Consider the following 24,343-nt stretch of genomic DNA (forward strand, 5'->3'; position numbering starts at 1 on the left):
TCGCTGTCAGATATGCCTGATGAGTGACTGCCGCGGAACTGATTCTCCTTAAGAGGTCCTATCTGCGCACCTACCTATCTAGATAGGTGTTTTTTTATATTCATAACGCATAGCTTTCGAACCGTACTGCCGCGCCTCCACACAAATCGGGAGAGTTGTCATGCAAGCTGCGATACGGATCGGACTGAGACAGGACTTCGACAACGAAGACATCAATGAGATGTACCGGCTGCGCGCGCGGGTGTTCCGCGACCGCCTGGGCTGGGACATCCCCACCATCGCGGGGATGGAAATCGACGGCTACGACGCGCTCGGGCCCCATTACATGCTGATTCAGGACGGCGCGGGCCACGTGCGCGGCTGCTGGCGCCTGATGCCCACCGAAGGCCCCAACATGTTGCGCGACACCTTCCCGCAACTGCTGCAGGGCAAGGCTGCGCCTACGTCCCGCAACATCTGGGAACTGAGCCGCTTCGCCATCGAGTCGGGCAACGACCAGGCATTCGGCTTCGCCGATGTGACCATGAGCGCGATGCGCGCAGTCGTCTCGTTCGCCGACCGGGCGGGCATCAACAGCTATGTGACCGTCACCACGACGCCGATGGAGCGCCTCCTGCGCCGCACGGGCATCGAGTTGACGCGGCTTGGCGCGCCGATGCGCATTGGCGTTGAGAACGCCGTCGCGCTGGAAATCGCCATGAGCCAGCAAACGCACCACGCGCTGTTCGGGGCGATGGCCCACGCCGCCTGAGGGCGACGCTGCAAAGGGACAGATACGCACTGGCTGGGCGCTGCGGCCTTCCTCGCTCAGCCAGGTAGACTGTTGTTTTTGTCAGACAAATATAACTGAAAACCTGCACCCTCTCCCTACACCCGAACGCGGCCGCTCCTAGTCGGCCTTGACCTCGTCGGCCTGCACTTCGCCGCTTTTCTGTGCCGCCGAGGCGCTGCGACTGAAGCGGATGTGGGAAATCCGCCCCACGCACAGGGCCGCTGCGAGCGCCGCGCAGCCCGTCAGGCCGATTCCCAGATGGATCGCATCCACCAGTACGTGGCGCACCGCATCGATCAGCGCCGCGCCGTCGAGCCCCGCCGCCTTCATCTGCGCGACGAGGCCCTCTCGCAACGACGGGTCGATCAGCACGCGCGGATCGGCGAGTTGCGGTTGCCAACGCTGCTGCAGCGGCGCGCCGATCACCGCCAGCGCGTCCCCCACCCCGGCCGCGTAGCGATGATTGACGATGGTCGCCACCACGCTCGTGCCGAGCATGCCGCCCACCATGCGCGTGGATTGCAGCAAGGCTGTCGTGATGCCGAAACGCTCGCGCCCGGCAATCTCCTGGCCGAAGATATTCAGATTGTTCAGGATGAAACCCAGACCGATGCCCACCGCCGACATCGCCAGCTCGAGCCAGAGGTGCGCCGTGTGCCGGGACGCGAAGGCAAGACCGGCGGACGCCGCGACCAGCAGGCTGAAGCCGACCGTGAGAATCGTCGTGGGCTTGCGCAGCCGGATCACGATGCGCGTATTGATCAGGCTGCCTAGCGCGATACAGGCGGCGATCGGCGTGGCGAGCAGACCCGCTTCCTGGGGCGACAGCCCGAAACCGCCCTGCAGCAGCAGCGGCGCGAAAAAGATCAGCGAGAACATCACGAAGCCCGAGAGCGTCGAGAGCGTAAACAACGTGACGAGCTGCGGGTCGCGAAACAGGTCGAGCGGGATGATCGGATGCGTCGCGCGGCGCTCGCAGGCCAGCAGCGCCGCAGCGCCGACGAGCACCGCCAGCGCTAGCACGCCGTTGCCGGCCGTCAGGCCGCTCTTGGGCACCGCTTCGATCAGCGTCTGGAAACCGCCCAGCACCAGTGCGACGAGCGCGGCGCCCGTCCAGTCGATGCGCACCTCGCCGGTACGCGCCGGCTGGTAGCGCGGCAGATGCGCCCAGATGAAATAAAGTGCAAGCGCGCCAACCGGCAGATTGACGAGAAAGGTCGAGCGCCAGCCAAAGTGCTCGCTGAGCCAGCCGCCCAGTGAAGGCCCCGCGGCCGTGCCGATGCCGTAGGCGGCCGCCATGACGACCTGCCAGCGCACCCGGGCACGCGGGTCGGGAAAGAGATCGGGAATCGAGGCGAACGCGGTGCCCACCATCATCCCGCCTCCAACGCCCTGCAGCGCGCGGGCCGCCGCCAGAAAACGCATGTCGGTGGCGAGGCCGCACAGCACGGAGGCCACCGTAAACACGACCACCGCGGCGATCACGAAACGCTTGCGGCCAAAGTAGTCGCCGAGCCGGCCAAACACAGGCACCGTCACGACCGAGGCCAGCAGGTAGGCGCTCGCGATCCACGCGTAGAACTCGAAACCGTGCAGTTCGGCGACGATCGAGGGCAAAGCGGTGCTGACGACGGTTTGATCGAGTGCGACGAGCATGTTGACGAGGCCGATGCCGAGCATGGCCAGCAGCGCGTCGCGAAACGGCAGGTTAGCGGAGGAAGGTTTCACGGGAGGGGAAGACTGCGCGAAGCGAAAAAGAGGCAACAATAGCGGGATGCCGGTGCGCGTGCAACATAACCGCATAGCAAACGAAAACCAGGCGACGCTGCGGTATTCCGACGCAATCCACTTGATCTTCCTTCCAGTACCTTCCACATTTCATACAGTCCGACTGCGTTTTTACTTGCGATCCATTAAGCTTCTCGCCAGTTACGACACAACACGCCGCGCCCGCCTCCTCACAGCTTCGCCCGAGGCCGCGCGATTCTCGATCCCACTCAAGAGGAGGTCTTATGTACAAACGCATCCTTGTCGCCGTCGACGGCAGCGCCACGTCGCGCCGCGCCTTCGAAGCCGCGCTCGACCTGGCGAAGGCGATGGGCGCGACCCTGCAGCCGTACTACGTGATCGAGAACACACCCATGTATTTCGACGCGCCCGGCTACGACCCGTCTATCCTGCGCAACCAGATGATTGCGCAGGGCAACGAACTCGCGGAAGAAATGGATAAGGCGATGGGCGAGCGTGGCGTGCAAGGCGCCATGGTCACGGGCGAAGCCTCCTCGCTCGACGACGTCCCGACTCTCGTGCTCAACGCCGCGAAGACCGCAGGCGCCGACCTGATCGTGATGGGCACGCACGGCCGCCGGGGCTTTCAGCGCCTCATCCTCGGCAGCGTTGCCGAACGCTGCGTGCGCCAGTCCACGCTGCCTGTCCTGCTGATCCCCTCGGCCGCCGGAAATGCCGCAGAGTAGTCGCATCAAGTACACGCGGTTTTGCGTGCTATTGGAAAGCCGCTTGCGCGCCGTCAGACGCCGCGCGAGCGGCTTCTGACAAGGCTCAAAACGATTCATCTTAAATGCGCGTCACTTTGCCACTAATCTGAGATTCGACCCCGGTAGACAATGCCTGGACAGAAATCAAAGGAGCATTGTCGATGCTGAACCCTTCCGTCACTTCTCAGACCACCGTGCGCCGCAGCAATCGCACGCCGATGACGGCACCGCGCACGTCCACGCGCTGTTCGGTTTGCGCCATGCGGCACCTGTGCATGCCCCAGGGCCTCACGCTCGACGACCTGCCGAAACTCGAAGCCTTGATCTGCTCCGCGCGCAGTGTGCGGCGCGGTGAAGCCGTGTATCGCGCCGGCGACGCATTCGACAATCTCTACGTTGCGCGCTCCGGGTCGCTCAAAACAGTCATGGCGCACCGCGACGGCCGCGAGCAGGTCACCGGCCTGCGTCTGGCCGGCGACCCGCTGGGCCTCGACGGCATCAGCACCGGCTTCCACACCTGCAGCGCCGTGGCGCTCGAAGACAGCTCGGTTTGCCTCATTCCCTACTCGGCCCTCAAGCATTTGTGCCGCGAAACCGGCGCCATGCAAGACCGGCTGCACCGCCTCATGAGCGAGCAGCTCATCCGCGAATCGTCGCAAATGATGGTGCTCGGCTCGCTCTCTGCCGACGAACGCGTCGCCGCGTTCCTGCTGGATGTCTCCGAACGTAACGGCCAGCGCGGCTATTCGCATGCGGAGTTCAACCTGCGTATGACGCGCGAGGACATGGGCAGCTATCTCGGCATGACGCTCGAAACGGTGAGCCGCACCCTGTCGAGATTTCAAAAGCGTGGCCTGATCGACGCACAGGGCAAGCTGATCCGCATCATCGATCTCGAAGGTCTGCGGCATCTGTAATTCGTGGCAAGCCCCCGGCGGGCCGCCCGCCCGGGGTGCCCACGCCGCGCCTCACTGGTGCGGCAACTTCGTTGGCACAACTCCTGCGCAGGGTTAAAGTTTCGTACTACGCCCACGCAAGGAGAATCGCCGAAATGCATCTCCCGCAATCTCCCACGCTCGCAGCCCGTCTCGAAGCGGCTCGCAGCGCCAGCGACGCGCTGTTCAACGTCGTCAAGCCCGAGTTTCTCTACGAGCGGCCCATTCGCGAGCGCCACCGCATCGTGTTCTATATCGGTCATCTGGAAGCATTCGACCGCAACCTCTTCGACAAGCGCCTGTTCGACCTGCCCTCCGCCGATGCGCGCCTCGATCAGCTGTTTGCGTTCGGTATCGATCCTGTCGATGGCGGTCTGCCGACCGATGTGCCCGCCGACTGGCCCGAACTCGCCGAAGTCCTGGCCTACGGGCGCGATGCACGCAGCCGCATCGACGCGCAGCTCTCGAAGCTCGATCTGCCGCCCGATGCCTCGAATCACGATACGCCAGGGCAGTTGCTGAACGTCGCGATCGAACATCGGCTCATGCATGTCGAAACGCTCGCCTACATGCTCCACCAGCTGCCGTTCGAGCAAAAGCAGCCGCCCGCCGCATCGGGCGCGCGCGCCGACCCGCTCCGTGCGGTCGAGCCCGAAATGGTGCAGGTGCCCGCGGGCCGCACGGAGCTTGGGATGACTGCCGAGCGTGGCCTGTTCGGCTGGGACAACGAGTTCGGCGAGCAGCAGGTCGACGTGCCGGCCTTCGAGATCGACCGCTACATGGTGACGAACGGCGCGTTTCTCGAATTCATCGAGGACGGCGGCTACCGCAGGCGCGAACTCTGGAACGACGCGGACTGGGCCTGGAAGGAAGGCGCGCATGTGGAGCACCCCGTGTTCTGGTCGCGCGGCCCAGAAGGCTGGACACTGCGCACGATGTTCGAAGACATCGCATTGCCGCTTGCGTGGCCCGTGTATGTGAGCCACGCCGAAGCCAGCGCCTTTGCGCGCTGGCGCGGCATGGCGCTGCCAAGCGAGGCGCAGTGGCAGCGCGCGGCGCACGGCGCGCTGCCCGGTCGCACCGACAACTTCGATTTCCGCGACTGGAACCCGGTGGCCGTCGACGCCACACCGGACAGCGCCAGCACGTGGGGCGTGGAAGGCCTCTACGGCAACGGCTGGGAATGGACCTCCACACTCTTCGGTCCGTTGCCGGGTTTCAAGGCGTTTCCGTTCTACGAGGGGTATTCGGCAAACTTCTTCGACGGCCAGCACTACGCGATGAAAGGCGGCTCGCCGCGCACCGCCCAGTGCATGTTGCGGCCGACGTTCCGCAACTGGTTTCAGCCACGTTACCAGTATGTTTATGCGGGATTTCGCTGCGTCCGGAATTAATCGATCCGCCCCACGCCTGAGCGCCGACGCGACGGCATGGGAGCGGTGATCCGCAAAGTCATGCGGGGAAAAAGCGCCGACCCGTCATAACGCCCGCGCCCCCAGCCTTTCCCCGCGGGAAAGCACGCTTCACCCTTCCTCAATTTTCGCGCTCGCGAAAATCTCCCAAACTTGCCATCACGCCTGCTCCGTACCGTTCGTACGGAGTTGCGCCCCGACCGCGACTCATCGCGCGGCATCGAAAATACTGGAGACAGCATGAACAGCCATCCCCTGGACCTCGGCGGCAGTGCGCCGGGCGAAGCGCCACGCCGCCCGCTAACCGCTGAAGCGCCGTTTCAAAGCCCCCAAGGCGTCACGCTCGGCAGCTTCATGGACGACATGCCCGTGGGTGCGCTGCACCGCTTCGTGGTGTGGGTGATCGGCATCGGCCTCTTCTTCGACATGTACGAGATCTTCCTCGTCAGCTCGATCGGCTCCGCACTGCAGAACGAATACGGACTCGATGCGCACAGCCTCGCGTTCAAGCTCTTGCTGGCCTCGGCCTTCATCGGCATGTTCTTCGGCTCGCTCTTCCTCGGCAGTCTCGCCGACCGCATCGGCAGGCGCCGCGCCTTCCTGTTCACGCTCGTGTGGTACAGCGCGTTCTCGCTGCTCGCCGCATTCTCCGTGGACGCCACCATGCTCGTCGTCTGCCGTTTTCTGACCGGCGTGGGCGTCGGCGCGATCTATCCGGTGGCGGATAGTTTCCTTTCGGAAATCCTGCCGAAGGAAAAACGCGGCAGGATGGCCGCCTGGGCCTATACCACCTCGTATGTCGCGGTGCCGCTGGTCGGCTTCCTCGCGGTTTGGCTCAACCCGATCCATCTTGGCGGCATCGCGGGATGGCGCATCATTCTCGCCATCGGCAGCCTTGGCGCCCTGTTCGTGCTGGCCGTGCAGCATCGCGTGCCCGAAAGCCCGCGCTGGCTGCTCGCGCAAGGCCGCACCGACGAAGCCTATGCGATGCTGGGCCGCTTCGCGCAAAGTGCCGGCGCGCAGATGCCGAAGCGCTTTGCCGATCCACAAACGCGCCAGCACCCGCTGCGCCTTTCCGAGCGCATTGCCGTGCTGCGACGCGCACCGTATGACAAGCGCTATATCATGCTCGTCGTGTTTCACCTGTTCCAGGCCTTCGGCTATTACGGCTTCGGCACGCTTGCGGGCGTGGTCGTGAAGAGCCGTGGCATCGACGTGACGGGCAGCACGCTGTTCGTCGCCCTCTCGTTTCTCGGCTACCCGATCGGCTCGCTGCTCTCCGTGCCGCTGCTCAACTGGATCGAGCGCCGCACGCTCGTGATCGCCTCGCTCATCTCCATTGCGATTTTTGGCCTTGGCTTCGCGTATTCGGGGCAGGCTGCGCTGATCGTTTGCTTCGGCGTGCTGACGACCTGCGCGTCGAATGTTTTCAGCAACGCTTACCACGTGTATCAAGCGGAGATTTTCCCGGCCAGCGTGCGCTCGACAGCGATCGGCAGCACCTATTCGCTCTCGCGCATCATGAGCAGCGCCCTGCCCTTCATCCTGCTGCCGGTGCTTACGCAGCACGGCCCGATCGCGATGTTTGGCGTGATCTCCGTCGCGCTGGCTATCGTCGCCGTGACCCTGCGTACGCTTGGGCCCCTCACCACGCGGCGCAGCCAGGACGAGATCAATCCGGTCTGACCTGCCTGTTCCTCGAGCGTCCCTGGATCATCGGGGCGGCCGCCGCGTCATGCGGGGCCGCCCCGTTTTCATTGCTCGGCACGCGCCGACATGTAGTCGAACAGGCTCACGATGTCCGAGCTTGGCGCGCTATCCGCCTTCATGCCGACCCAAAGCGTGCGTGTAGCCCACGTATCCGCCAGCTTCACCTTGACGACGCCGGCTTTGCCGCGCTCGTCGCTCACTGCGTCGCGCGGCAGCACGCCGATACCCAGCCCTGCTTCGATCATGCGAAACACGCCGTCGAAGTTCGAGGCCTGGATGCGCAGCTTCAGCGATCGCTCGATGGCGAATGCCGCGTCCGTCATGCGCGCGAGCAGCGAGCTGCCATCGCTCAGGCCCACGTAGTCTTCGTCGAGCGTATCCGCGAAGCGGATCACGTCGAGTTGTGCGAAACGGTGACTGCGCGGCACGAGCAGCACGAGTTCGTCGCGGCGGTAGAGCCGCCGCTCGATGCCGGGCGCGGGCACGTTGTCGGCGAACACGCCGAGGTCGGCCTTGCCTGCGCCGAGCGCCTCGACGATCTCGTGGCTCAACCGCTCTTCGAGACTGACCTTGATGCCCGGATTTTCATTCAGGAAACAAGCAAGATCGACGGGCAGAAACTGCACGATCGCCGACGTATTCGCCCACATGCGCACGTGCCCGCGCACTCCGGCGGCGTAATCGCTCATTTCGGTGGCCATGCGATTCACCTGATCGACCACGCGCGTGGCGTGCTCCAGCAGCGCATCTCCGGCGGGCGTGAGATCCACACCGCGCGCGCGGCGGATAAACAAGGCGCAGTCGGTCACGCTTTCGAGTTCGGCGATGCGCTTGCTGACGGCCGAAAGCGTGAGCTGCCCGTGCTCGGCGGCCTTGGTGAGGCTGCCATGTTCCGCGACGAGCAGAAAGACCCGCAGCGACTGCAGATCGAAGTGAAGTGGATTGACCATGATGAATGCGACAAAGCCGGCGCAGGAGACGATTGTCCTGCATCGCGGCCCTGGGAGGAAGTGCAGATCGGGGATGGAGATGCGGACGTGCTGCGATGCACGTCCGCGTGCCGGCCACGCGGGCCGGCGTGCTTGCCGCGTAACCGGCGCCCCCCGGCTCAACGGCGAAAACTGGCGGGAGGGATCAACCGGCCTGGATCAGCTCGGAAATTTCGATGAGGTTCAGATCCGGGTCGCGCACATAAACGGAGCGAATCTTCTGCGTCGCGCCCGTGCGCTCGACCGGACCTTCGACGATCGGCCAGTTCTTCTCAGCGAGATGCGCGATCACCGCATCGAGCGGCACCGCGGCGATGAAGCACAGATCGAGGGCGCCCGGCACCGGTACATGCGCCTTGGGCTCGAATTCCGCGCCGCGCACATGCAGATTGATCTTCTGATTGCCGAAGCGAAACGCGAGCCGCCCCGCGCCGAAAGTCTCCAGTTGCATCTGCAACACTTCCGTATAGAAGTGCTTCGTGGCCTCAGGGTCCACGCAGGTCAGCACCAGGTGGTCGAGGTGGTCGATCAACGCCATGCTTTCGCTCCTTGTCATGAGTACGCGCGTTGTACGGGCATGCCTTGCGCCTGCTCCGGCACGGGATGCAGATCGAGGCGGCGCCCGGCCTTCAGAATCTGGCTGGGCACGTCATGACCGATCAGGCCGGGCAACAGCGCGGCGGCGTCGAGCACGGCGGCGAGGTTGACGCCGGTGTCGTAGCCGTCGAGTTCGAGCATGTGCACGAGTTCTTCGGTGCACACGTTGCCGCTCGCGCCCGGCGCGTACGGACAGCCGCCAAGACCGCCGAGCGAAGCGTCGAAGCGCACGATGCCCGCATCGAGTGCCGCAAGCGTGTTGGCGAGCGCCATGCCGCGCGTGTTGTGGAAGTGCAGCGTCAGTTCGAGTGCGCCGAACGCCTGCGCAGCGCTTTCGCACAGCGCCCGCACCTGCGCGGGATGCGCCATGCCGGTGGTATCGCAAAGCGTAACGCCCTGCACGCCCAGTTCCGCGAAACGCTGCATCCAGCCGAGCACGTCCTGCACGGGTACGTCGCCTTCCATCGGGCAGCCCATTGCTGTGGAGAGCGAAACATTGATCGCCACGCCCGTGCCGCGCACCGCGTCGATCACGTCGCGCAACTGCGCGAACGACTGCTCGCGCGTCATGCGCAGATTGGTGCGATTGTGGGTCTCGCTCACCGACATCACGAGATTCACTTCATTCACGTTGCACGACAACGCGCGCTCCGCGCCGCGCACGTTCGGCACGAGCACCGTATAGACGACGCCCGGCACGCGCTCGATGCCGTGCATCACCGCCTCGGCGTCGCGCAGTGCGGGAATCGCCTTGGGCGACGTGAACGAGGTCACCTCGATCTTCGCGTAGCCGCATGCGCTCAGGCGGTCGATCAGCGCGATCTTGTCGTCAGTGTCGATGAAGGCAGCTTCGTTCTGGAAGCCGTCGCGTGTCGCGACTTCGTTCAGATACAGCACCTTGCCCTTGAAGTTGTCCTTATTGCCAGTCGTCATCTTGCCGCTCTCCGTTCAGATTACGCCGCGCGCGCGCCATGCTTCGCGCGTTGCGGCGTCGACGCCTATCGATTCCAGCACTGTGTCGGTATGTTCGCCGAGCTTCGGCGCGCTGCGCTCGATCGTGCCGGGTGTGCCGCACAGCTTGGGCACCACGCCCGGCACCTGCACCGCTGTGCCGTCAGGCAAGGTGTCGTCCACGATCATCTCGCGGGCGTGGTAATGCGGATCGGCTGCGATGTCCGCGACGTCGTAGATGCGGCCCGCAGGAATACGCGCCTCGTTGAGCGCCGCGAGCACCTCATCGAGCGTGTGCCGCGCGGTCCATTCGCCGATCGCGGCGTCGATGCGCTCGACCTGCGCGACGCGTCCGTCGTTCTGCGCGAGCGCGGGATCGTTGCCCAGGTCCGGACGACCGATCAGCTCCATCAGGCGGCGATAGATGCTGTCGCCATTGCCTGCGATCAGCGCGTACTTGCCGTCGCTGCAGCGGTAGGCGTTGCTCGGCGCGATGCCGGGCAGGCTGCTGCCGGCCGGCTGGCGCACGGCGCCGAACACCGAATACTCGGGCAGCAGGCTTTCCATCATGTTGAAGACCGACTCGTAGAGCGCGACGTCCACGACCTGGCCCCGTCCGCCCTGCTGCTCGCGGTGCCGCAGCGCCAACAGGATGCCGATCACGCCATGCAGCGCGGAAAGCGAATCGCCGATCGAGATGCCCACGCGCACCGGCGTGCGCTCCGGCTCGCCGCTCAGGTGACGCAGGCCACCCATCGCTTCGGCGACCACGCCGAAACCAGGCCGGTCACGATACGGGCCCGTCTGCCCGTAGCCCGAAACGCGCAACATGACGAGACCGGGATTGATCGCGCTGAGTTCGTCCCAGCCGAGGCCCCAGCCTTCGAGCGTGCCGGGACGGAAATTTTCGATCAGCACGTCGGTTTCCGATACGAGACGGCGAATCACGTCCTGCCCTTCGGGCGTGCGCAGATCGAGCGTGATGGACTCCTTGTTGCGCGACTGGGCAGCCCACCAGACCGACGTGCCGTCGTGCAGCAGGCGCCACTTGCGCAACGGATCGCCCACGCCGGGCGGCTCCACCTTAATGACGCTCGCGCCGAATTCGGCGAGCATGCGGCCAGCAAACGGACCCGCGATGAGCTGTCCGAGCTCCAGAACGCGGATTCCTTCGAGTGGTCGTGGCATGGCTGTGTCTCCTGTCGACCAGAGTTGGGGCAAAGCTGTCGATCAGAGTTAGCGCTTTAGCGCTTACTCTGATCCCATGCAAAGCTCCTGACTCTGGTCCCATGAAAGGGGTTATTTCGGACTGGTTGCGACTGACTATGGGAGACATGATGAACCGGACCGCACCCTTTGATAATCGATGCTTGCTCAATCTGGCTTGACCAAATGGAAAGGCTGGACGAACGCCTGTGGCGCGGCGTCGCTGCGAATTTCCTCACCGGAAACTCAGGTGGCGGATCGCGCAAGCCGGGCGGGCACCTGGTGCGCGACAATGGACGTACTGCCCCTCTTTCGCTCAGGCCAGACATCATGCACGTCGTTTTTCTCGATCGCGCGACGCTCGCGCCCCAGACGCAGCTTCGTCCGCTGCCGTTCGACCACACACTGGAAACCTTCGAGCGCACCGCGCCCGATGAGGTCGCCGCCCGCATCAGCAACGCCGACATCGTGATTACGAACAAGGCGCGCATCACCGCCGAAGCACTGGCTGGCGCGCCCCGCCTGCGCATGGTCGCCGTCGCCGCCACGGGCACGGACAACGTCGATCTGGCCGCCTGCGCGACGCGCGGCATCGTCGTGAGCAACGTGCGCGACTACGCCGGCAACAGCGTGCCGGAGCATACGTTCGCATTGATATTCTCGCTGCGCCGCAGCCTGGCCGCGTATCGCGACGCCGTGCGCGCGGGCCGCTGGCTCGAATCGGGACAGTTCTGCTTCTTTGATTTTCCGATCCGCAATCTCGCGGGTTCGACGCTCGGCGTCATCGGGGACGGCGCACTGGGACAAGCCGTTGCGCAAATGGGACGCGCGCTGGGCCTGCGCGTGCTGTTCGCCGCGCGCAAAACGCGCAACGACGCGAAAGCGGGCTACGTGCCGCTCGAAACGCTGCTCGAAGACAGCGACATCATCACGCTGCACTGCCCGCTCACCGCGGAAACGCGGGATCTGATCGACGCCACGGCATTCGCGCGCATGAAGCGGCGGCCCTTGCTGATCAACACGGCACGTGGGGGACTCGTAAACGAAGCGGCGTTGGTGGACGCCCTGCAAAGCGGCGCGATTTTAGGCGCCGGCTTCGATGTCGTGACGCAGGAACCGTTGCCAGCCGATCATCCTTTTCAGGCCATCGTCTCGCATCCGGCGTTCATCCTCACACCCCACGTTGCGTGGGCGAGCGATGAAGCCATGCAGGCGCTTGCGGATCAACTCGTGGAAAACATTGCGGCGTTTTGCGAAGGCAAGCCGCGCAATCGGGTCAGTGCGCGTTGAGCGCGAGGCGCGGCAACCGCAGCGGGGTTGCCCGCGCCTGAGACATCAGGCCATTTCCGGCTGCTTGGCGTGCCACCATTCGTCGACGGCCTGTTTCGCCGTTTGTTCGACCACGCTGAGCGCCATCAGCACATCGATCTTCAGCTTGGGAATTGCAAGCTCCACGGAAGGCAGCTTGGCCGTTTCCACTTGTGCGTCGACACCTTCCATAACCGCGCGGCACAGCCATTGCGTGTCCGTCGCGTCTGCTTTCGCATCGACAGTGACTCGAAAGCCACGATATTCGACTGCCATATACTCTCCCGAAACCTGACAAAACGTAATGCTCGCCCTGCCGGACGGCGGTGAGGGGGCGACTATATCACCACTTTCGTGACGCTTCAGCGAGGTCCACACGAAGTCGCGAAGAAGGCGTGAAAAAACACTGCGCCTGCATTCACGCCCTGTTTTAAGGAGCGATTCTGCGGGCGCAAGAACAATCGGGTCAGTTCGGACTTCCGAATTTCAGCTCGCGAGCGTGGTACGCATCGAAGCCTGCCGCATTGTCCGCCAGCCGACGATCGCGAGCGAAACGCCCGAGATCACGGCGGCAAGCGAGACGTAATACGCGGGTGCGAGCGTATCGCCCGTCACGTGAATCAGCACTTCGGCAATCGTCGGCGCAAAGCCGCCAAAGAGCGTCACGCCAAGGCTATACGCGATGGAAAGCCCCGCCGAGCGCACGCGCACGGGAAAAATCTCCGACATCAGCGCTGGCATCGGGCCCGAATAGGCCGCCTTGAAGATGCCCGCGGCGCCCTGGAGCACGAGCAGCCAGCCGAGCGTGGGGTGACGCTGCAACAGCGCAAACATGGGATACGTGAGCGCTGCGAGCAGGATCGACGTGGTCAGCATGATGCGAATGCGGCCGATACGGTCCGAGAGCGCGCCCATCACCGGCGAAAGCGCGAACTGCAGGCCGCCGTTGAGCACGACCACGCCGAACGAGGTCGCCGCCGCCATGTGGAGCTGTTTCACCGCGTACATCGGCATGTAGAGCTGGAGGATGTACACGCCGACGGTGGACTGCGCAACGATGCCTACCGCGAGCAGCAGGCTCACCCATTGACGGCCGAGCCCCGGCTCATTCGTTGCGCGCGCATCTTGTTCGCCGTGCGCTTGCTGGTTCGCGACGAATTCGGGCGTCTCGTCCAGATGCGAGCGGATGTACCAGCCCACGGGTCCGAGCACGAGCCCGAAGAAGAACGGAACGCGCCAGCCCCACGCCTGCAGTTGCTCGGGCGGCAGCCACCATGCGAGCACGCCGCCGAACGACGCCGCGAGAATCGCGGCCGCGCCCTGGCTCGCGAACTGCCAGCTCGCGTAGTAGCCGCGCTTCGCGGAGCTGTGTTCGACCATGAACGCCGTCGCGCTGCCGAATTCGCCGCCCACCGCAAAACCCTGCACGAGACGCGCGAGCAGGATCAGGAGCGGCGCGGCGATACCGATCGACGCATATGGCGGCATGACCGCCATGGCGAGCGTGCCCGCCATCATGAGCGCAATGGCGAGCGTGAGCGCGGCCTTGCGCCCCTTGCGGTCGCCGTAGACGCCCAGCACGATCGCGCCGAGCGGACGCATGAGAAAAGAGATGCCAAAGGTGCCGACTGCAAGCAGCGTGGAGAGCCATTCGTCGTGCACGGGAAAGAACTGCTTCGCGATGATCGGCGCGAAGTAGCCGTACACGAGAAAGTCGAACCACTCCAACGCATTGCCGATCGACGAAGAGAACACGATACGGCGCACCATGCCGCGGCTGAGCGGCGCGCCCGTTACCGATGAACCGGTCTCCATGTCAGTCTCCTCCGTTTTTATTTGGTCTACTCATTGTTCGTCGTGAACCGCGAGCGGGGTATTCCCGCTCGCGTCAACTACTGCTTGCCGGTTTGCCGCCTAGAAGCCCGCTGCGAGCCCGTCGCGGCGCGTGTCGCTCGCGGCCACATAGCCGCGCTCGGGATCGTTGCGATCGAGCTTCCAGATGAACTGGCCCGAGCCGAAGTCCATGTACGGATCGTCGATGCCCTTGATCTCGTGGCCGAGCCCTTGCAGCGCGCGCGCCGTCTGCGGGTTGAAGGTCGATTCGATATCGAGCGTGAAGTCGCGGTTGACCTTCCAGCGCGGCGCATCGCACGCGGCCTGCGGCTGCTGGCCGTAGTCGAGCATGCGCACGACCGACTGCAAATGCCCTTGCGGCTGCATGTCGCCGCCCATCACGCCGAAGCTCATCACGGCTTCCTGGCGGCCGTCCACCTGCTGCGTGAGGAACGCCGGAATGATGGTGTGGAACGGGCGCTTGCCGCCTGCCACGACGTTGGGCGATGCCGGGTCCATCGAAAAACCGCAGCCGCGGTTCTGCAGCGCGATGCCGGTGCCCGACACGACCACGCCCGAACCGAAGCCCATGTAGTTCGACTGGATGAAGCTCACCATCATGCCGCGCTCGTCCACGGCGGAGAGATAGATCGTGCCGCCCGAGCGCGGCATGCCGAAGTCGAAATGCGTGGCGCGCTTCGGGTCGATCAGCTTCGCGCGCTCTTTCAGGTAGGCGTCGTCGAGCATCTGCTCGGGCGTGACCTCCATCGAACGCGGATCGGCCACGTAGCGATAGACGTCGGCGAACGCGAGCTTCATGGCCTCGATCTGCAGATGCTGCGATTCGAGGCTGTCGATTGCGAGCGAGCCCATGTCGAACTGTTCGAGAATGCCGAGCGCGATCAGCGCGGCGATGCCCTGCCCGTTCGGCGGAATTTCGTGGACCGTGTAGCCGCGATAGTTCTTGCCGATCGGCTCGACCCATTCCGGGCGATAGTTGCGCAGGTCGTCCAGCGTGAGCGCCGCGCCGCCTTCACGCGCAAACGCGGCGATGCGCTCGGCGAGTTCGCCTTCGTAGTAGTCGCGCGGACCGCGTTCCGCGAGACGCCGCAGCGTGGCCGCATGGCCGGGGAAGCACACGCGCTCGCTTACTTCGGGCGCGCGCCCGCGCGGCATGAACGTATCGGCAAAGCCCGGCTGATTGTGCAACTCGGGAATCGCCGCCTGCCACTTGCGCGTGACGATGGTCGCTACCGCATGGCCGCGCTCCGCGATCTCGATGGCCGGCTCCATCAGGTCCGCGAACGGCAGCTTGCCGAACTTCGCATGCAGCGCTTCCCAGCCCGCGATCACGCCAGGCACGGTCACCGTGTCCCAGCCGCGCTTGGGCTGCTTCGCGAGTCCGTTTTCCTCGCCGTATTTGCGGCGGAAATAATCGACGTTCCACGCCGCCGGCGCATTGCCCGACGCGTTCAAGCCGTGCAGCTTCGCGCCGTCCCACACGAGCGCGAAGCAGTCGCTGCCAAGACCGTTCGATACCGGCTCGACCACGGTGATGGCCGCGGCAGCGGCGATGGCGGCGTCGATGGCATTCCCGCCTTTCCAGAGCATGCGCAGCCCGGCCTGCGCGGCAAGCGGATGCGACGTCGAAACGATATTGCGGGCGAACACCGGCAGGCGCGGCGTCGGATAGGGGTTTTGCCAGTTGAAGCGCGTCATGGAATTCGGATTCCGGTAATGAACGAAAGCAGCGTCGCGCGCACTGCCGCACTCAGTCGCGGGGCGCACGTCTCATGCCGATCTATCGATTATCTTGAAGGATCAAGCGAAAAAATATTAATATTTTATTGTCGACACTTAAGTTTTCTTTACATGCTCACCCTACGCATGCTGCGCACCTTGCAAGCCGTCGCGCGCAGTGGATCGTTCGCCACGGCGGCGGAAAAAACGGCGCTCACCCAGGCGGCCGTGAGCCTGCAGATGCGCGGGCTCGAAGAAGCACTCGGGCGGCAGATCTTCGACCGCCGCGCGCGGCAGGTCGCGCTCACGCGCGAAGGCCGAGAGATCTGCGCGAAGGTCGAACACATTCTCGCGCTGATCGACGAGTTGCCCGCGAGCGCCGGCGACACGATGCGCGGCTCGATCATCATCGGCGCGGTGGTGTCGGTGATCGGCGCGCTTTCGCTGGCCGTCGCGCATCTGAAAACTGGCCATCCGGAACTCGAAGTGCGCCTCACCTCGGCGCGCTCGAACGAGCTGGCGCGCATGGTCGAAGACGGCGACGTGGACCTTGCCGTCGTAGTTGGCAGTGCAGATGGTTCGCTTCACGAGTCGCTCGCGTGGACGCCGCTCTACGAGGAGCCGTTAATGCTCGTGACGAGCCGCGCGACGCCCGGAGACGACGCGCGCCGCATCCTGCGCGAGCGAGGCTTTCTGCGCTTCGACCGGCGCGTGCCGACGGGCGTCGTGATCGACCACGCACTGGGCGAGCTAGGCATCGAACCGCTCGAATATCTGGAGCTGAATTCGATCGAAACGATTGTCTCGCTGGTGCGCAACGACGTGGGCGTGAGTGTGTTGCCCGTTCTGCAAGGCGGCAAATGGCAGAGCGATCCGAATTTGCGGCTCGTCCCGCTCCCCGGGCGGCCATTCATCCGCACCGTCGGGATGATTCACCGGAAGGCGCACAAGCAAACGTTGCTCACACAAACGATTGCAGACATGCTGCGTCGGTGACAGAACGCGTGACTGCGACCATCTGTCATGCAAATTCCTCAATAGCCTATGAATAGGCGCATCGCGGTTGCACGGCCACGTCGTTAGAGCCGCTCTTGGGTTGACCTGCCTCAACTCGAAAGTAAAATGAAAGCACTGAAAAACAAGAGCCGCCGGGGCTACCCGCCTCGCACCGCTCGACAGGCCGCGCTCTCGCTCTTACCGGAGCCTGAGCATTAATTAGCAATACAAAGTTATTTGCCGGAGAGAAATTCATGAAAGTCAGAACTCGCACCGTTGCCATCGTCGCCATCGTGGCCAGCGCCCTGTTTGCGGGCCAGGTGTTTGCACAGACCCCCGCACCGGCAAGCAAGGAAGGCCAGCCCGCCGCCACCGTGACGCATAACGACCCGATCGTTCAGAAGCGCATGGAAGTTCGCGAGGCCAACCGGCAACAGCGCGCCCGCACAGCGGAAGCGCGCCAGACCTTCAAGCAGGAATCACGTGACGCCCGGGCCGAGCGCAACCAGTCGGCGCAAGACTCCCGTGCCCGCGCGCAAGCCGCGCTCGACGCGCTCGACGCGCACTAAGCGCGCGCCACCCACGCGTTCGCTCCTGGGCTGTACGCCTGGCGTGGTGCCCGCCACGCCAATCGCGTAAGCTAACGTCGTTGCACGCTCACTCGCGAAGCCCCGCGCTTCGTGCCTCGAGGCGGGATCGACACGGGAAAGCGAACGCTCCATGCAAAGATCGCTCATCGCGCTGGCTGCAAACGGGTTGCGAAAACTGTGCGCCATGGCGTTGCCGCTATGCGCAATCGCGCTTGCCACCGGTCTTGCCGCGTGTCAGCAGTTACCTCCTCTCGGCGAGCGCACGCAAACCACGGCGCTCACGTCAGCCGAAGCGCGATCGACTCCACTTGGCAAAGCCGTAGCGGCTGAACTCGCCACCCATCCTGACTTCACCGGCATCGACCCGCTCGCGAACCCGCTCGATGCCTTCGCCTCGCGCGTGGCGCTCGTGCGCAACGCCCAGCGCACGCTCGACGTCCAGTACTACATCTGGCGCAACGATCTCACCGGCACGCTGTTGCTCGAGGAGCTGCGCGAGGCCGCCGATCGCGGCGTGCGCGTGCGCCTGCTGCTCGACGACAACGGCATTCCGTCCTCGCTGGACTCCACGCTCGCGGCGCTCAATGGACATCCCAACATCGAGGTTCGGCTCTTCAATCCGTTCGTCACGCGCAAGCCCAAAGCCATCGGCTTTCTCACCGACTTCTCGCGGCTGAACCGGCGCATGCACAACAAGTCGCTCACGGCTGACGGTGTGGCGACCATTCTTGGCGGCCGCAACATCGGCGACGAGTATTTCGGCGCGACCGACGGCGTCGTCTTCGCCGACCTCGACGTGCTCGCTATCGGCCCCGCCGCCACCGATGTCGCGAACGATTTCGACCGCTACTGGGCCAGCGCTTCGTCATTCCCCGCGTCGCAAATCCTGCCGTACACGGCGCCCGATGCACTCGCCACACTCGATCGCGACGCGCTTGCCGCGCGCACCGATCCGGCCGCGCAGGAATACATCGAGTCGCTGCGCAAGACCACCGACGTGCGCCGACTGCTGGACGGCACGCTGCCGCTCGAGTGGGCCAAAACGCAACTGGTCAGCGACGACCCGGCGAAAGCGCTCGGCACGGCGCCCAAGGAGACGCTCATCCTCAGTCAACTCCACGAGATCGTCGGCGATCCGCACCGTGAACTCGATCTGGTTTCGCCGTACTTCGTGCCGGGTGAGGTGGGCACGCAATACTTCACCCAGCTCGCCGCCAAGGGCGTGACCGTGCGCGTGCTGACGAACTCGCTCGAAGCCACCGATGTTTCCGCCGTCCATTCCGGCTACGCGCGGCGCCGCGTGGCGCTGCTCAAAGGCGGCGTGGAGCTGTTCGAGTTGCAGCGTGCGGCGGGCACGAGCAAGGCTACGGGCAAAGGCGCAGGCAGTGGTCCGTTCGGCAGCACGGGGTCGAGCCTGCACGCCAAGACCTTCGCTGTGGATGCGGAGCGCGTGTTCGTCGGCTCAGTCAATTTCGATCCGCGCTCGGCCAACCTCAACACCGAACTCGGCCTCGTGATCGACAGCCCCGTGCTCGCCACCCAGATCGAAAAAGCGTTCTGGACGCGCGTGCCGCAGCTCGCGTATCAGGCGCACCTCGACGAGAACGGCAAGCTCTACTGGACGCGCCTTTCCGACGACACGGTCATCCGCTACGACACGGAGCCGAACACCACATGGAACCAGCGCCTGAGCGTCTGGTTCTTCTCCATCCTGCCTATCGAGTGGCTGCTGTAGCGCGCGCAGCGGCGCACCGTTAGCCCTGTCGTCCGAGCCGGAACCGACAGGGTTATCCCCTATTCCTCCAAAGTTGTCTATACAACATCATGCGGACATTCCCCCTCATCCGGAGCTGTCCGTGGCCATGCCTGAATCCGTCGCCAATCTCGAAACCGATGGCCGCAAGATCCTGGAAACGCGTTCGATCGATTACATCCCCGAATCTGAGCGCCACGGCAGCCTGTTCAGCCAGTTCACGCTCTGGCTTTCCGCGAACCTGCAAGTCACGGCGATCATTACCGGCGCGTTGGCCGTCGTGCTCGGCGGCGACGTTTTCTGGTCGCTCATCGCTCTCTTGGCTGGACAACTCATCGGCGGCGCGGTCATGGCGCTGCACGGCGCGCAAGGGCCGCAGCTCGGCCTGCCGCAGATGATCTCCAGCCGTGTGCAATTCGGCGTCTACGGCGCGGCCATTCCCATCGCGCTCGTTTGCATCATGTATGTGGGATTTTCCGCGAGCGGCACGGTGCTCGCCGGCCAGGCCACCGCACAACTGCTCAACGTTTCCGATACGGCGGGCATCTGCCTGTTTGCGGCGCTGATCGTCGTGCTGACATTGCTCGGCTACCGCTCGATTCACTTCGTCGGCCGCATTGCCAGCGTGATCGGCGTGCTCGCATTCGTGTTCATGTTCGCGCAGCTCTTTACGCACCACGATATCGGCGCGCTGCTGGCCAATCGCCATTTCTCGATCGCGAGCTTTCTGCTTTCCATGTCGCTTTCGGCTTCGTGGCAAATCGCGTTCGGCCCCTATGTCGCGGACTATTCGCGCTACCTGCCGCGCTCCACTTCACCCGCGCGTACGTTCCTCGCGGTCGGGCTCGGCTCGGTGATCGGCGCGCAGGCGGCCATGGTGTTCGGCGTATTTGCCGCTGCACTCGCGGGCCACGCGTTCGCCCACCATGAAGTGGCATATATCGTGAGCCTGGGCGCGAGCGGCGCGGTGGCCGCGATGCTCTACTTCAGCATTGCGTTCGGCAAGCTCACCGTCACGACGCTCAACGCGTACGGCAGCTTCATGTCGATGGCGACGATCGTCAGCGCGTTTCGTGCAAAGCGTGCGATCTCCACGCGTCATCGCTTCGTCTACATCATCGGCATGGTGGGCATCTCGACGCTCGTCGCGCTCGCGGGGCGCCACTCGTTTCTCAAGGAATTCACGGCGTTCATCCTGTTTCTGCTCGCGTTCTTCACGCCGTGGAGCGCGATCAATCTGGTGGACTTCTACTGCTTCACGCGCTCGCGCTACGACGTGCCGGCGCTCTCGAACCCCGATGGCCGCTACGGCCGCTGGAATGCCAAAGCCATCGGCATCTACGTGCTCGGCGTGCTGGTGCAGATGCCGTTCATCTCGACGAGCTTCTATACGGGCCCCTTCGTCGATGCGCTCGGCGGCACGGACATCTCGTGGATTCTCGGCCTGATCGTGCCGGGCATGCTTTACTACGTCGCCATGCATCTCACGCCGCCGGTCATTCCCGAACGGCTGATCCTGCCGGTCGAGCAGGATTGAAGCGGCGGCGCGCCGCCGCGCCGCTTCGCTGATCAACACAGTTCCCATTCGCGCGGGTCTCACCACCCGCGCGTTCGTTTCATTCCCCCAAAAAATAGTTGTACTGATAATGAAAAAGCACCCCGCTATGGCTCTTCGCCCCTCCGCTCGCGCAATCAGAAGCACGCTTTGCGCGACCGCGCTCGGGCTCTTTGCGCACGACGCGCTTGCCCAGGACGGCGTGACGCTCTACGGGCTCATCGACGAATTCGCCCAATACGTCAACACGGGCAACGGCTACACGGCCGCGCTCGGATCGAGCGGCCAATGGGGCAGCCGCTTCGGCCTGAAAGGCAAGGAAGACCTGGGCGGCGGGCAAACGCTGTCGTTCGCCCTCGAAAACGGCTTCAACCCCACGGACGGCACGCTCGCCACGAAGGGATCGCTGTTCGATCGCCAGGCGTGGGTCGGTCTCTCGGGCGGCTGGGGCACGGTGCGTGTGGGCCGGCAAAACTCGCCGCTCTTCAACGACCAAGGCGGCCAGGATGCCTTCGGCGGTGTCACGCAGGCCTCGGCCATGGACAACCTTACGGTGTTCACTTTCCGCACCAGCAACACTGTCTCCTATGTCACGCCTGAATTCGCGGGCCTGCAGGCAGGCGTCTACGTGGGCTTCGGCGATGCGGGCGGACTGCGCGCCGCAGGCTCCAGCCAGCAGTTCGACGTGACCTATGCGCACGGACCGTTTGCCGCGTTCGTGGCGGGCCAGTGGCTCAAGAACAGCGAAGGGAGCGCCACCGACCGGACGATCATGGCGGGCACCTCGTACGCGATCGGGAGCGCAACGATCTTCGGCGGCTATTCGGACATGAAATGGCCCGACCTCGCGCTGAACGCCTATACGGTCGGCCTTTCCGCGAAGTATCAGTTCAATGTGAGCAACGCGGTTTCGCTCGGCTACGCCACGCTGCACGATCGCACCTCACAAGGCGACAATGCCGACCAGATCGGCCTGATGTACGAATACGACCTCTCCAAAACGACGAACTTCTACGGCGCACTTTCGTTCCTGCGCAACCGGAACCAGGCGAGTTACACGCTCGCCGGCGCGGCAAATCCGGGCCTGCCGCTCGCCTACCCCGGCGCGGATGCGCGCGGCGTGCAGATCGGCATCGTTCAACGCTTCTAAATGCCAAAACGGCTCTGGATGCTTAGGTCCAGAGCCGTTGTGTTTGCAACCAGGCAGAAGCCTTTGCTTTGACTATCAGCCTCAGGCCGCAGCGACGTTCATCGCCTTGATGGCCTCAAGCGCGCCACCCACCATTTCGCGCAGCACAGGCTGAACTTTCTCAGCGAGCGCGGGCACGTAGTCGAACGGCGCCGTTTCGTTCATGTAAGCCGACTGGCACATCTCCAGCTGGATCGCATGCACGCCGTCGTGCGGCGCGCCGTAATGGCGCGTGATGTAGCCGCCCTTGAAGCGTCCGTTTGCGATCCACGTATAGCCGCTTGCCGCCGCCGCGCGTTCCGCGCGCGCCTGCACCGCCGGGTTCACCGTGCGGCCGTCCTGAGTGCCGATGTTCAGGTCGGGCAGCTTGTTGTCGAACAGACGCGGCAGCACGCTCGCGATCGAATGTGCTTCCCACAGCAGCACGTTTGCGTGGGCTGCGCGCAGGCGCTTGAGTTCAGCGCCGAGCGTGTCGTGATACGGCTGCCAGAAATTCCGCACGCGACGCTGGCGCTCAGGCGCGTCGGGCACACAGCCCTCGCGGTAGATGGGCTCGCCGCGAAACGTTTCGGTCGGACACAGCGATGTAGTGGTCTGGCCGGGATAGAGGCTCTCGTCGTTCGGTGGGCGGTTCAGGTCGATCACATAGCGCGAAACGCGCGCGCCGAGCACGGTCGCGCCCAGTTCCTTCGCAAACGCATAAAGGCGATCGAGATGCCAGTCCGTATCGGCGACGGTCAGCGCCACGTCCGTGTACTCACCGTGCATCGCAGCGGGAATGTGCGTGCCCAGATGAGGGATCGAAATGATGAGCGGTGCAGTGCCGCGTTCCAGCGAAAAGATATCGGTCATCGAAAGTTGTCTCGTGAATGGCGCGTGCGTTCAATCGTCAGCCAGCAGCCTGGCGAGCGCCGCGCGATAGTCGGCGTAAAGGCGCGCTTCGTCGCGATGGCGGCGCGCTTCCACGACTTTGACGCCGCCGGTATAGACGTCGAGCACCGGCGTTTCACCATGCTCGCAGAAGACGACCGACGAGAGCCAGGTAAGCGGATTTTGTTCGGCAAGGTTCGGATGCTCGGCGTCGAGCACGATCCAGTCGGCGCGCGCGCCTTCCTTCAATGCGCCGACCTTGCGTCCCGTAGCGCTGGCGCCGCCGGCGAGGGCTGCGTCGAATAGCCGGTCCGCAACCTGTGCCTGATGTGTCGCGGCCAATACGTTGCGCTCGCGCCGTGCGAGCCGCTGACCGTATTCGAGCAAGCGTAGCTCCGCGCGCCAGTCCACGCCGATATGGCTGTCCGAGCCCACGCCGAACGCGCCACCCGCATCGAGATAGTCGCGCGCGGGGAAAATGCCGTCGCCAAGATTCGCTTCGGTCGTGAGGCACAGGCCCGCAATCGCACCGCTCTGGGCGAGCGCAGCGGTCTCCCGCGCATCGATATGCGTCGCATGGACGAGGCACCAGCGCGCGTTCACGTCGAACCGGTCGAGCAGCCATTGCACCGGCCGCGCGCCTTCGGTCGTCATGCAAGCCTCGACTTCGGCCGTCTGTTCGGCGATGTGGATATGCACCGGTGCACCGGGAAGCGCTCGATCCAGGCCTTCCAGCAGCGCGCGCAACGAGTCATGCGATACCGCGCGCAGCGAATGGGGCGCGACGCCGTAACGCAACGCGCCGTCCTCAGGCCGCCACGCACGCAGCGCCTCGACGATGCCGAGCAACTGGTCCGGTGTGTTGATGAAGCGCCGCTGATCGTCGCGCGGCGCTTGCGCGCCGAACCCGCTGTATTGATAGAGCACGGGCAGCATCGTCATGCCGATGCCGGTGACACTCGCTGCGTCCACCACGCGTTGCGCCAGTTCGGCGGGGCTCGCATACCGCTGGCCATCCTTGCCGTGATGCACGTAGTGGAATTCGCAGACGGAGGTGTAGCCCGCCTTCAACATCTCGACATAGAGCCAGCGCGCAATCGCCCCGAGATCGTCGGGCGTGATGCGTGCGGCGAAGCGGTACATGAGGTCGCGCCAGCTCCAGAAGCTGTCGGTGGGGTTCGCGCGATATTCGGTGAGGCCTGCCATGGCGCGCTGAAACGCGTGCGAATGAAGATTAGGCATGCCAGGCGTGATCGGACCCGGCGCACGCGCGACGCCCTGAGGCGCTTGCGCCAGATCGGGCGTCACGTTGCGCAGCGTTCCCGCCGCGTCCCATTCGAGCAGCACATTGCGGCGCCAGCCGTCGGGCAAATAAGCGTACTCGGCGAAGAGCGCGCGCGAAGTCGGGTTCGTTTCGATGGTGTGATTCATGCGTGAAAATA

At 64.4% G+C, this 24,343-nt stretch carries 21 protein-coding genes; 11 read left to right on the forward strand and 10 right to left on the reverse strand.

Features of this window, described 5'->3' with window-relative positions; all coding sequences use genetic code 11:
- The first annotated feature begins 160 nt into the window (after positions 1 to 160).
- Positions 161 to 751 (forward strand): acyl-homoserine-lactone synthase, encoded by a 591-nt coding sequence (locus E1N52_RS21445; RefSeq protein ID WP_133184734.1) that lies wholly within the window; start codon positions 161 to 163, stop codon positions 749 to 751.
- 138 nt (positions 752 to 889) lie between these two features.
- On the opposite strand, the gene E1N52_RS21450 is transcribed toward E1N52_RS21445, so the two are convergent.
- On the reverse strand, positions 890 to 2,452 hold the full coding sequence (locus E1N52_RS21450) for an MFS transporter (RefSeq protein ID WP_133184847.1): 1,563 nt from the start codon (positions 2,450 to 2,452) through the stop codon (positions 890 to 892).
- 332 nt (positions 2,453 to 2,784) lie between these two features.
- Between E1N52_RS21450 and E1N52_RS21455 the strand changes: the two genes are divergently transcribed.
- From E1N52_RS21455 to E1N52_RS21470, 4 genes are all read left to right on the forward strand, one after another.
- Positions 2,785 to 3,246 (forward strand): universal stress protein, encoded by a 462-nt coding sequence (locus tag E1N52_RS21455; RefSeq protein WP_133184735.1) that lies wholly within the window; start codon positions 2,785 to 2,787, stop codon positions 3,244 to 3,246.
- A gap of 182 nt (positions 3,247 to 3,428) precedes the next feature.
- Positions 3,429 to 4,184, forward strand: coding sequence for a helix-turn-helix domain-containing protein (locus tag E1N52_RS21460; RefSeq protein WP_133184736.1), 756 nt, complete (start codon positions 3,429 to 3,431; stop codon positions 4,182 to 4,184).
- Positions 4,185 to 4,318: 134 nt separating this feature from the next.
- Positions 4,319 to 5,596, forward strand: a complete 1,278-nt coding sequence (locus E1N52_RS21465; protein ID WP_133184737.1) for an SUMF1/EgtB/PvdO family nonheme iron enzyme — start codon at positions 4,319 to 4,321, stop codon at positions 5,594 to 5,596.
- Between the two features lie 258 nt (positions 5,597 to 5,854).
- Positions 5,855 to 7,300: an MFS transporter gene (locus E1N52_RS21470; RefSeq protein WP_133184738.1), complete on the forward strand. Its 1,446-nt coding sequence runs from the start codon at positions 5,855 to 5,857 to the stop codon at positions 7,298 to 7,300.
- 68 nt (positions 7,301 to 7,368) lie between these two features.
- Here the strand turns inward: E1N52_RS21470 and E1N52_RS21475 are convergent, their stop codons facing one another.
- The 4 genes from E1N52_RS21475 to E1N52_RS21490 all read right to left on the reverse strand — a co-directional run bounded on the left by E1N52_RS21475 (position 7,369) and on the right by E1N52_RS21490 (position 11,049).
- Entirely contained in the window at positions 7,369 to 8,274 is a 906-nt protein-coding gene (locus E1N52_RS21475; RefSeq protein WP_133184739.1) for a LysR family transcriptional regulator, read from the reverse strand.
- Between the two features lie 184 nt (positions 8,275 to 8,458).
- Complete coding sequence (locus E1N52_RS21480; protein WP_133184740.1) at positions 8,459 to 8,851, reverse strand: VOC family protein; 393 nt, start codon at positions 8,849 to 8,851, stop codon at positions 8,459 to 8,461.
- A gap of 14 nt (positions 8,852 to 8,865) precedes the next feature.
- Positions 8,866 to 9,843, reverse strand: a complete 978-nt coding sequence (locus E1N52_RS21485) for a hydroxymethylglutaryl-CoA lyase (protein ID WP_133184741.1) — start codon at positions 9,841 to 9,843, stop codon at positions 8,866 to 8,868.
- Positions 9,844 to 9,858: 15 nt separating this feature from the next.
- Positions 9,859 to 11,049, reverse strand: a complete 1,191-nt coding sequence (locus E1N52_RS21490; RefSeq protein ID WP_133184742.1) for a CaiB/BaiF CoA transferase family protein — start codon at positions 11,047 to 11,049, stop codon at positions 9,859 to 9,861.
- 348 nt (positions 11,050 to 11,397) lie between these two features.
- On the opposite strand from E1N52_RS21490, the gene E1N52_RS21495 reads away from it, so the two are divergent.
- The gene (locus tag E1N52_RS21495) at positions 11,398 to 12,357 is read left to right on the forward strand and encodes a D-2-hydroxyacid dehydrogenase (protein ID WP_133184743.1); all 960 of its coding nucleotides are present in this window, start codon (positions 11,398 to 11,400) and stop codon (positions 12,355 to 12,357) included.
- 45 nt (positions 12,358 to 12,402) lie between these two features.
- On the opposite strand, the gene E1N52_RS21500 is transcribed toward E1N52_RS21495, so the two are convergent.
- The 3 genes from E1N52_RS21500 to E1N52_RS21510 all read right to left on the reverse strand — a co-directional run bounded on the left by E1N52_RS21500 (position 12,403) and on the right by E1N52_RS21510 (position 15,927).
- Positions 12,403 to 12,651: a hypothetical protein gene (locus E1N52_RS21500; protein WP_133184744.1), complete on the reverse strand. Its 249-nt coding sequence runs from the start codon at positions 12,649 to 12,651 to the stop codon at positions 12,403 to 12,405.
- Between the two features lie 210 nt (positions 12,652 to 12,861).
- A complete protein-coding gene (locus E1N52_RS21505) occupies positions 12,862 to 14,190 on the reverse strand; it encodes an MFS transporter (RefSeq protein WP_133184745.1) in 1,329 nt (442 codons plus the stop codon).
- A gap of 99 nt (positions 14,191 to 14,289) precedes the next feature.
- Positions 14,290 to 15,927 carry a gamma-glutamyltransferase family protein gene (locus E1N52_RS21510; RefSeq protein ID WP_133184746.1) on the reverse strand — a complete coding sequence of 546 codons (1,638 nt, stop codon included), beginning with the start codon at positions 15,925 to 15,927 and terminating at the stop codon, positions 14,290 to 14,292.
- A 153-nt stretch (positions 15,928 to 16,080) separates the two neighbouring features.
- Between E1N52_RS21510 and E1N52_RS21515 the strand changes: the two genes are divergently transcribed.
- From E1N52_RS21515 to E1N52_RS21535, 5 genes are all read left to right on the forward strand, one after another.
- Positions 16,081 to 16,944, forward strand: a complete 864-nt coding sequence (locus E1N52_RS21515; RefSeq protein ID WP_133184747.1) for a LysR family transcriptional regulator — start codon at positions 16,081 to 16,083, stop codon at positions 16,942 to 16,944.
- 254 nt (positions 16,945 to 17,198) lie between these two features.
- A complete protein-coding gene (locus E1N52_RS21520; protein ID WP_133184748.1) occupies positions 17,199 to 17,513 on the forward strand; it encodes a hypothetical protein in 315 nt (104 codons plus the stop codon).
- 151 nt (positions 17,514 to 17,664) lie between these two features.
- On the forward strand, positions 17,665 to 19,269 hold the full coding sequence (locus tag E1N52_RS21525) for a phospholipase D family protein (protein WP_133184749.1): 1,605 nt from the start codon (positions 17,665 to 17,667) through the stop codon (positions 19,267 to 19,269).
- A 127-nt stretch (positions 19,270 to 19,396) separates the two neighbouring features.
- On the forward strand, positions 19,397 to 20,824 hold the full coding sequence (locus E1N52_RS21530; RefSeq protein WP_205965649.1) for a purine-cytosine permease family protein: 1,428 nt from the start codon (positions 19,397 to 19,399) through the stop codon (positions 20,822 to 20,824).
- A 127-nt stretch (positions 20,825 to 20,951) separates the two neighbouring features.
- A complete protein-coding gene (locus E1N52_RS21535; RefSeq protein WP_246089160.1) occupies positions 20,952 to 21,992 on the forward strand; it encodes a porin in 1,041 nt (346 codons plus the stop codon).
- Between the two features lie 81 nt (positions 21,993 to 22,073).
- Here E1N52_RS21535 and hutG read toward each other — a convergent pair whose 3' ends face one another.
- Positions 22,074 to 22,883, reverse strand: coding sequence for an N-formylglutamate deformylase (gene hutG / locus E1N52_RS21540; RefSeq protein WP_133184751.1), 810 nt, complete (start codon positions 22,881 to 22,883; stop codon positions 22,074 to 22,076).
- A gap of 30 nt (positions 22,884 to 22,913) precedes the next feature.
- Entirely contained in the window at positions 22,914 to 24,332 is a 1,419-nt protein-coding gene (locus E1N52_RS21545) for a formimidoylglutamate deiminase (RefSeq protein WP_133184752.1), read from the reverse strand.
- Positions 24,333 to 24,343: the final 11 nt, after the last annotated feature.

The organism is Paraburkholderia guartelaensis (assembly GCF_004353905.1).
GTDB lineage: Bacteria > Pseudomonadota > Gammaproteobacteria > Burkholderiales > Burkholderiaceae > Paraburkholderia > Paraburkholderia guartelaensis.

Coding starts and splice junctions, on each gene's coding strand:
- E1N52_RS21445 (WP_133184734.1), top strand. CDS start 161: ATGCAAGCTGCGATACGGATCGGACTGAGACAGGACTTCGACAACGAA.
- E1N52_RS21450 (WP_133184847.1), bottom strand. CDS start 2,452: ATGCTCGGCATCGGCCTCGTCAACATGCTCGTCGCACTCGATCAAACC.
- E1N52_RS21455 (WP_133184735.1), top strand. CDS start 2,785: ATGTACAAACGCATCCTTGTCGCCGTCGACGGCAGCGCCACGTCGCGC.
- E1N52_RS21460 (WP_133184736.1), top strand. CDS start 3,429: ATGCTGAACCCTTCCGTCACTTCTCAGACCACCGTGCGCCGCAGCAAT.
- E1N52_RS21465 (WP_133184737.1), top strand. CDS start 4,319: ATGCATCTCCCGCAATCTCCCACGCTCGCAGCCCGTCTCGAAGCGGCT.
- E1N52_RS21470 (WP_133184738.1), top strand. CDS start 5,855: ATGAACAGCCATCCCCTGGACCTCGGCGGCAGTGCGCCGGGCGAAGCG.
- E1N52_RS21475 (WP_133184739.1), bottom strand. CDS start 8,274: ATGGTCAATCCACTTCACTTCGATCTGCAGTCGCTGCGGGTCTTTCTG.
- E1N52_RS21480 (WP_133184740.1), bottom strand. CDS start 8,851: ATGGCGTTGATCGACCACCTCGACCACCTGGTGCTGACCTGCGTGGAC.
- E1N52_RS21485 (WP_133184741.1), bottom strand. CDS start 9,843: ATGACGACTGGCAATAAGGACAACTTCAAGGGCAAGGTGCTGTATCTG.
- E1N52_RS21490 (WP_133184742.1), bottom strand. CDS start 11,049: ATGCCACGACCACTCGAAGGAATCCGCGTTCTGGAGCTCGGACAGCTC.
- E1N52_RS21495 (WP_133184743.1), top strand. CDS start 11,398: ATGCACGTCGTTTTTCTCGATCGCGCGACGCTCGCGCCCCAGACGCAG.
- E1N52_RS21500 (WP_133184744.1), bottom strand. CDS start 12,651: ATGGCAGTCGAATATCGTGGCTTTCGAGTCACTGTCGATGCGAAAGCA.
- E1N52_RS21505 (WP_133184745.1), bottom strand. CDS start 14,190: ATGGAGACCGGTTCATCGGTAACGGGCGCGCCGCTCAGCCGCGGCATG.
- E1N52_RS21510 (WP_133184746.1), bottom strand. CDS start 15,927: ATGACGCGCTTCAACTGGCAAAACCCCTATCCGACGCCGCGCCTGCCG.
- E1N52_RS21515 (WP_133184747.1), top strand. CDS start 16,081: ATGCTCACCCTACGCATGCTGCGCACCTTGCAAGCCGTCGCGCGCAGT.
- E1N52_RS21520 (WP_133184748.1), top strand. CDS start 17,199: ATGAAAGTCAGAACTCGCACCGTTGCCATCGTCGCCATCGTGGCCAGC.
- E1N52_RS21525 (WP_133184749.1), top strand. CDS start 17,665: ATGCAAAGATCGCTCATCGCGCTGGCTGCAAACGGGTTGCGAAAACTG.
- E1N52_RS21530 (WP_205965649.1), top strand. CDS start 19,397: ATGCCTGAATCCGTCGCCAATCTCGAAACCGATGGCCGCAAGATCCTG.
- E1N52_RS21535 (WP_246089160.1), top strand. CDS start 20,952: ATGGCTCTTCGCCCCTCCGCTCGCGCAATCAGAAGCACGCTTTGCGCG.
- hutG (WP_133184751.1), bottom strand. CDS start 22,883: ATGACCGATATCTTTTCGCTGGAACGCGGCACTGCACCGCTCATCATT.
- E1N52_RS21545 (WP_133184752.1), bottom strand. CDS start 24,332: ATGAATCACACCATCGAAACGAACCCGACTTCGCGCGCGCTCTTCGCC.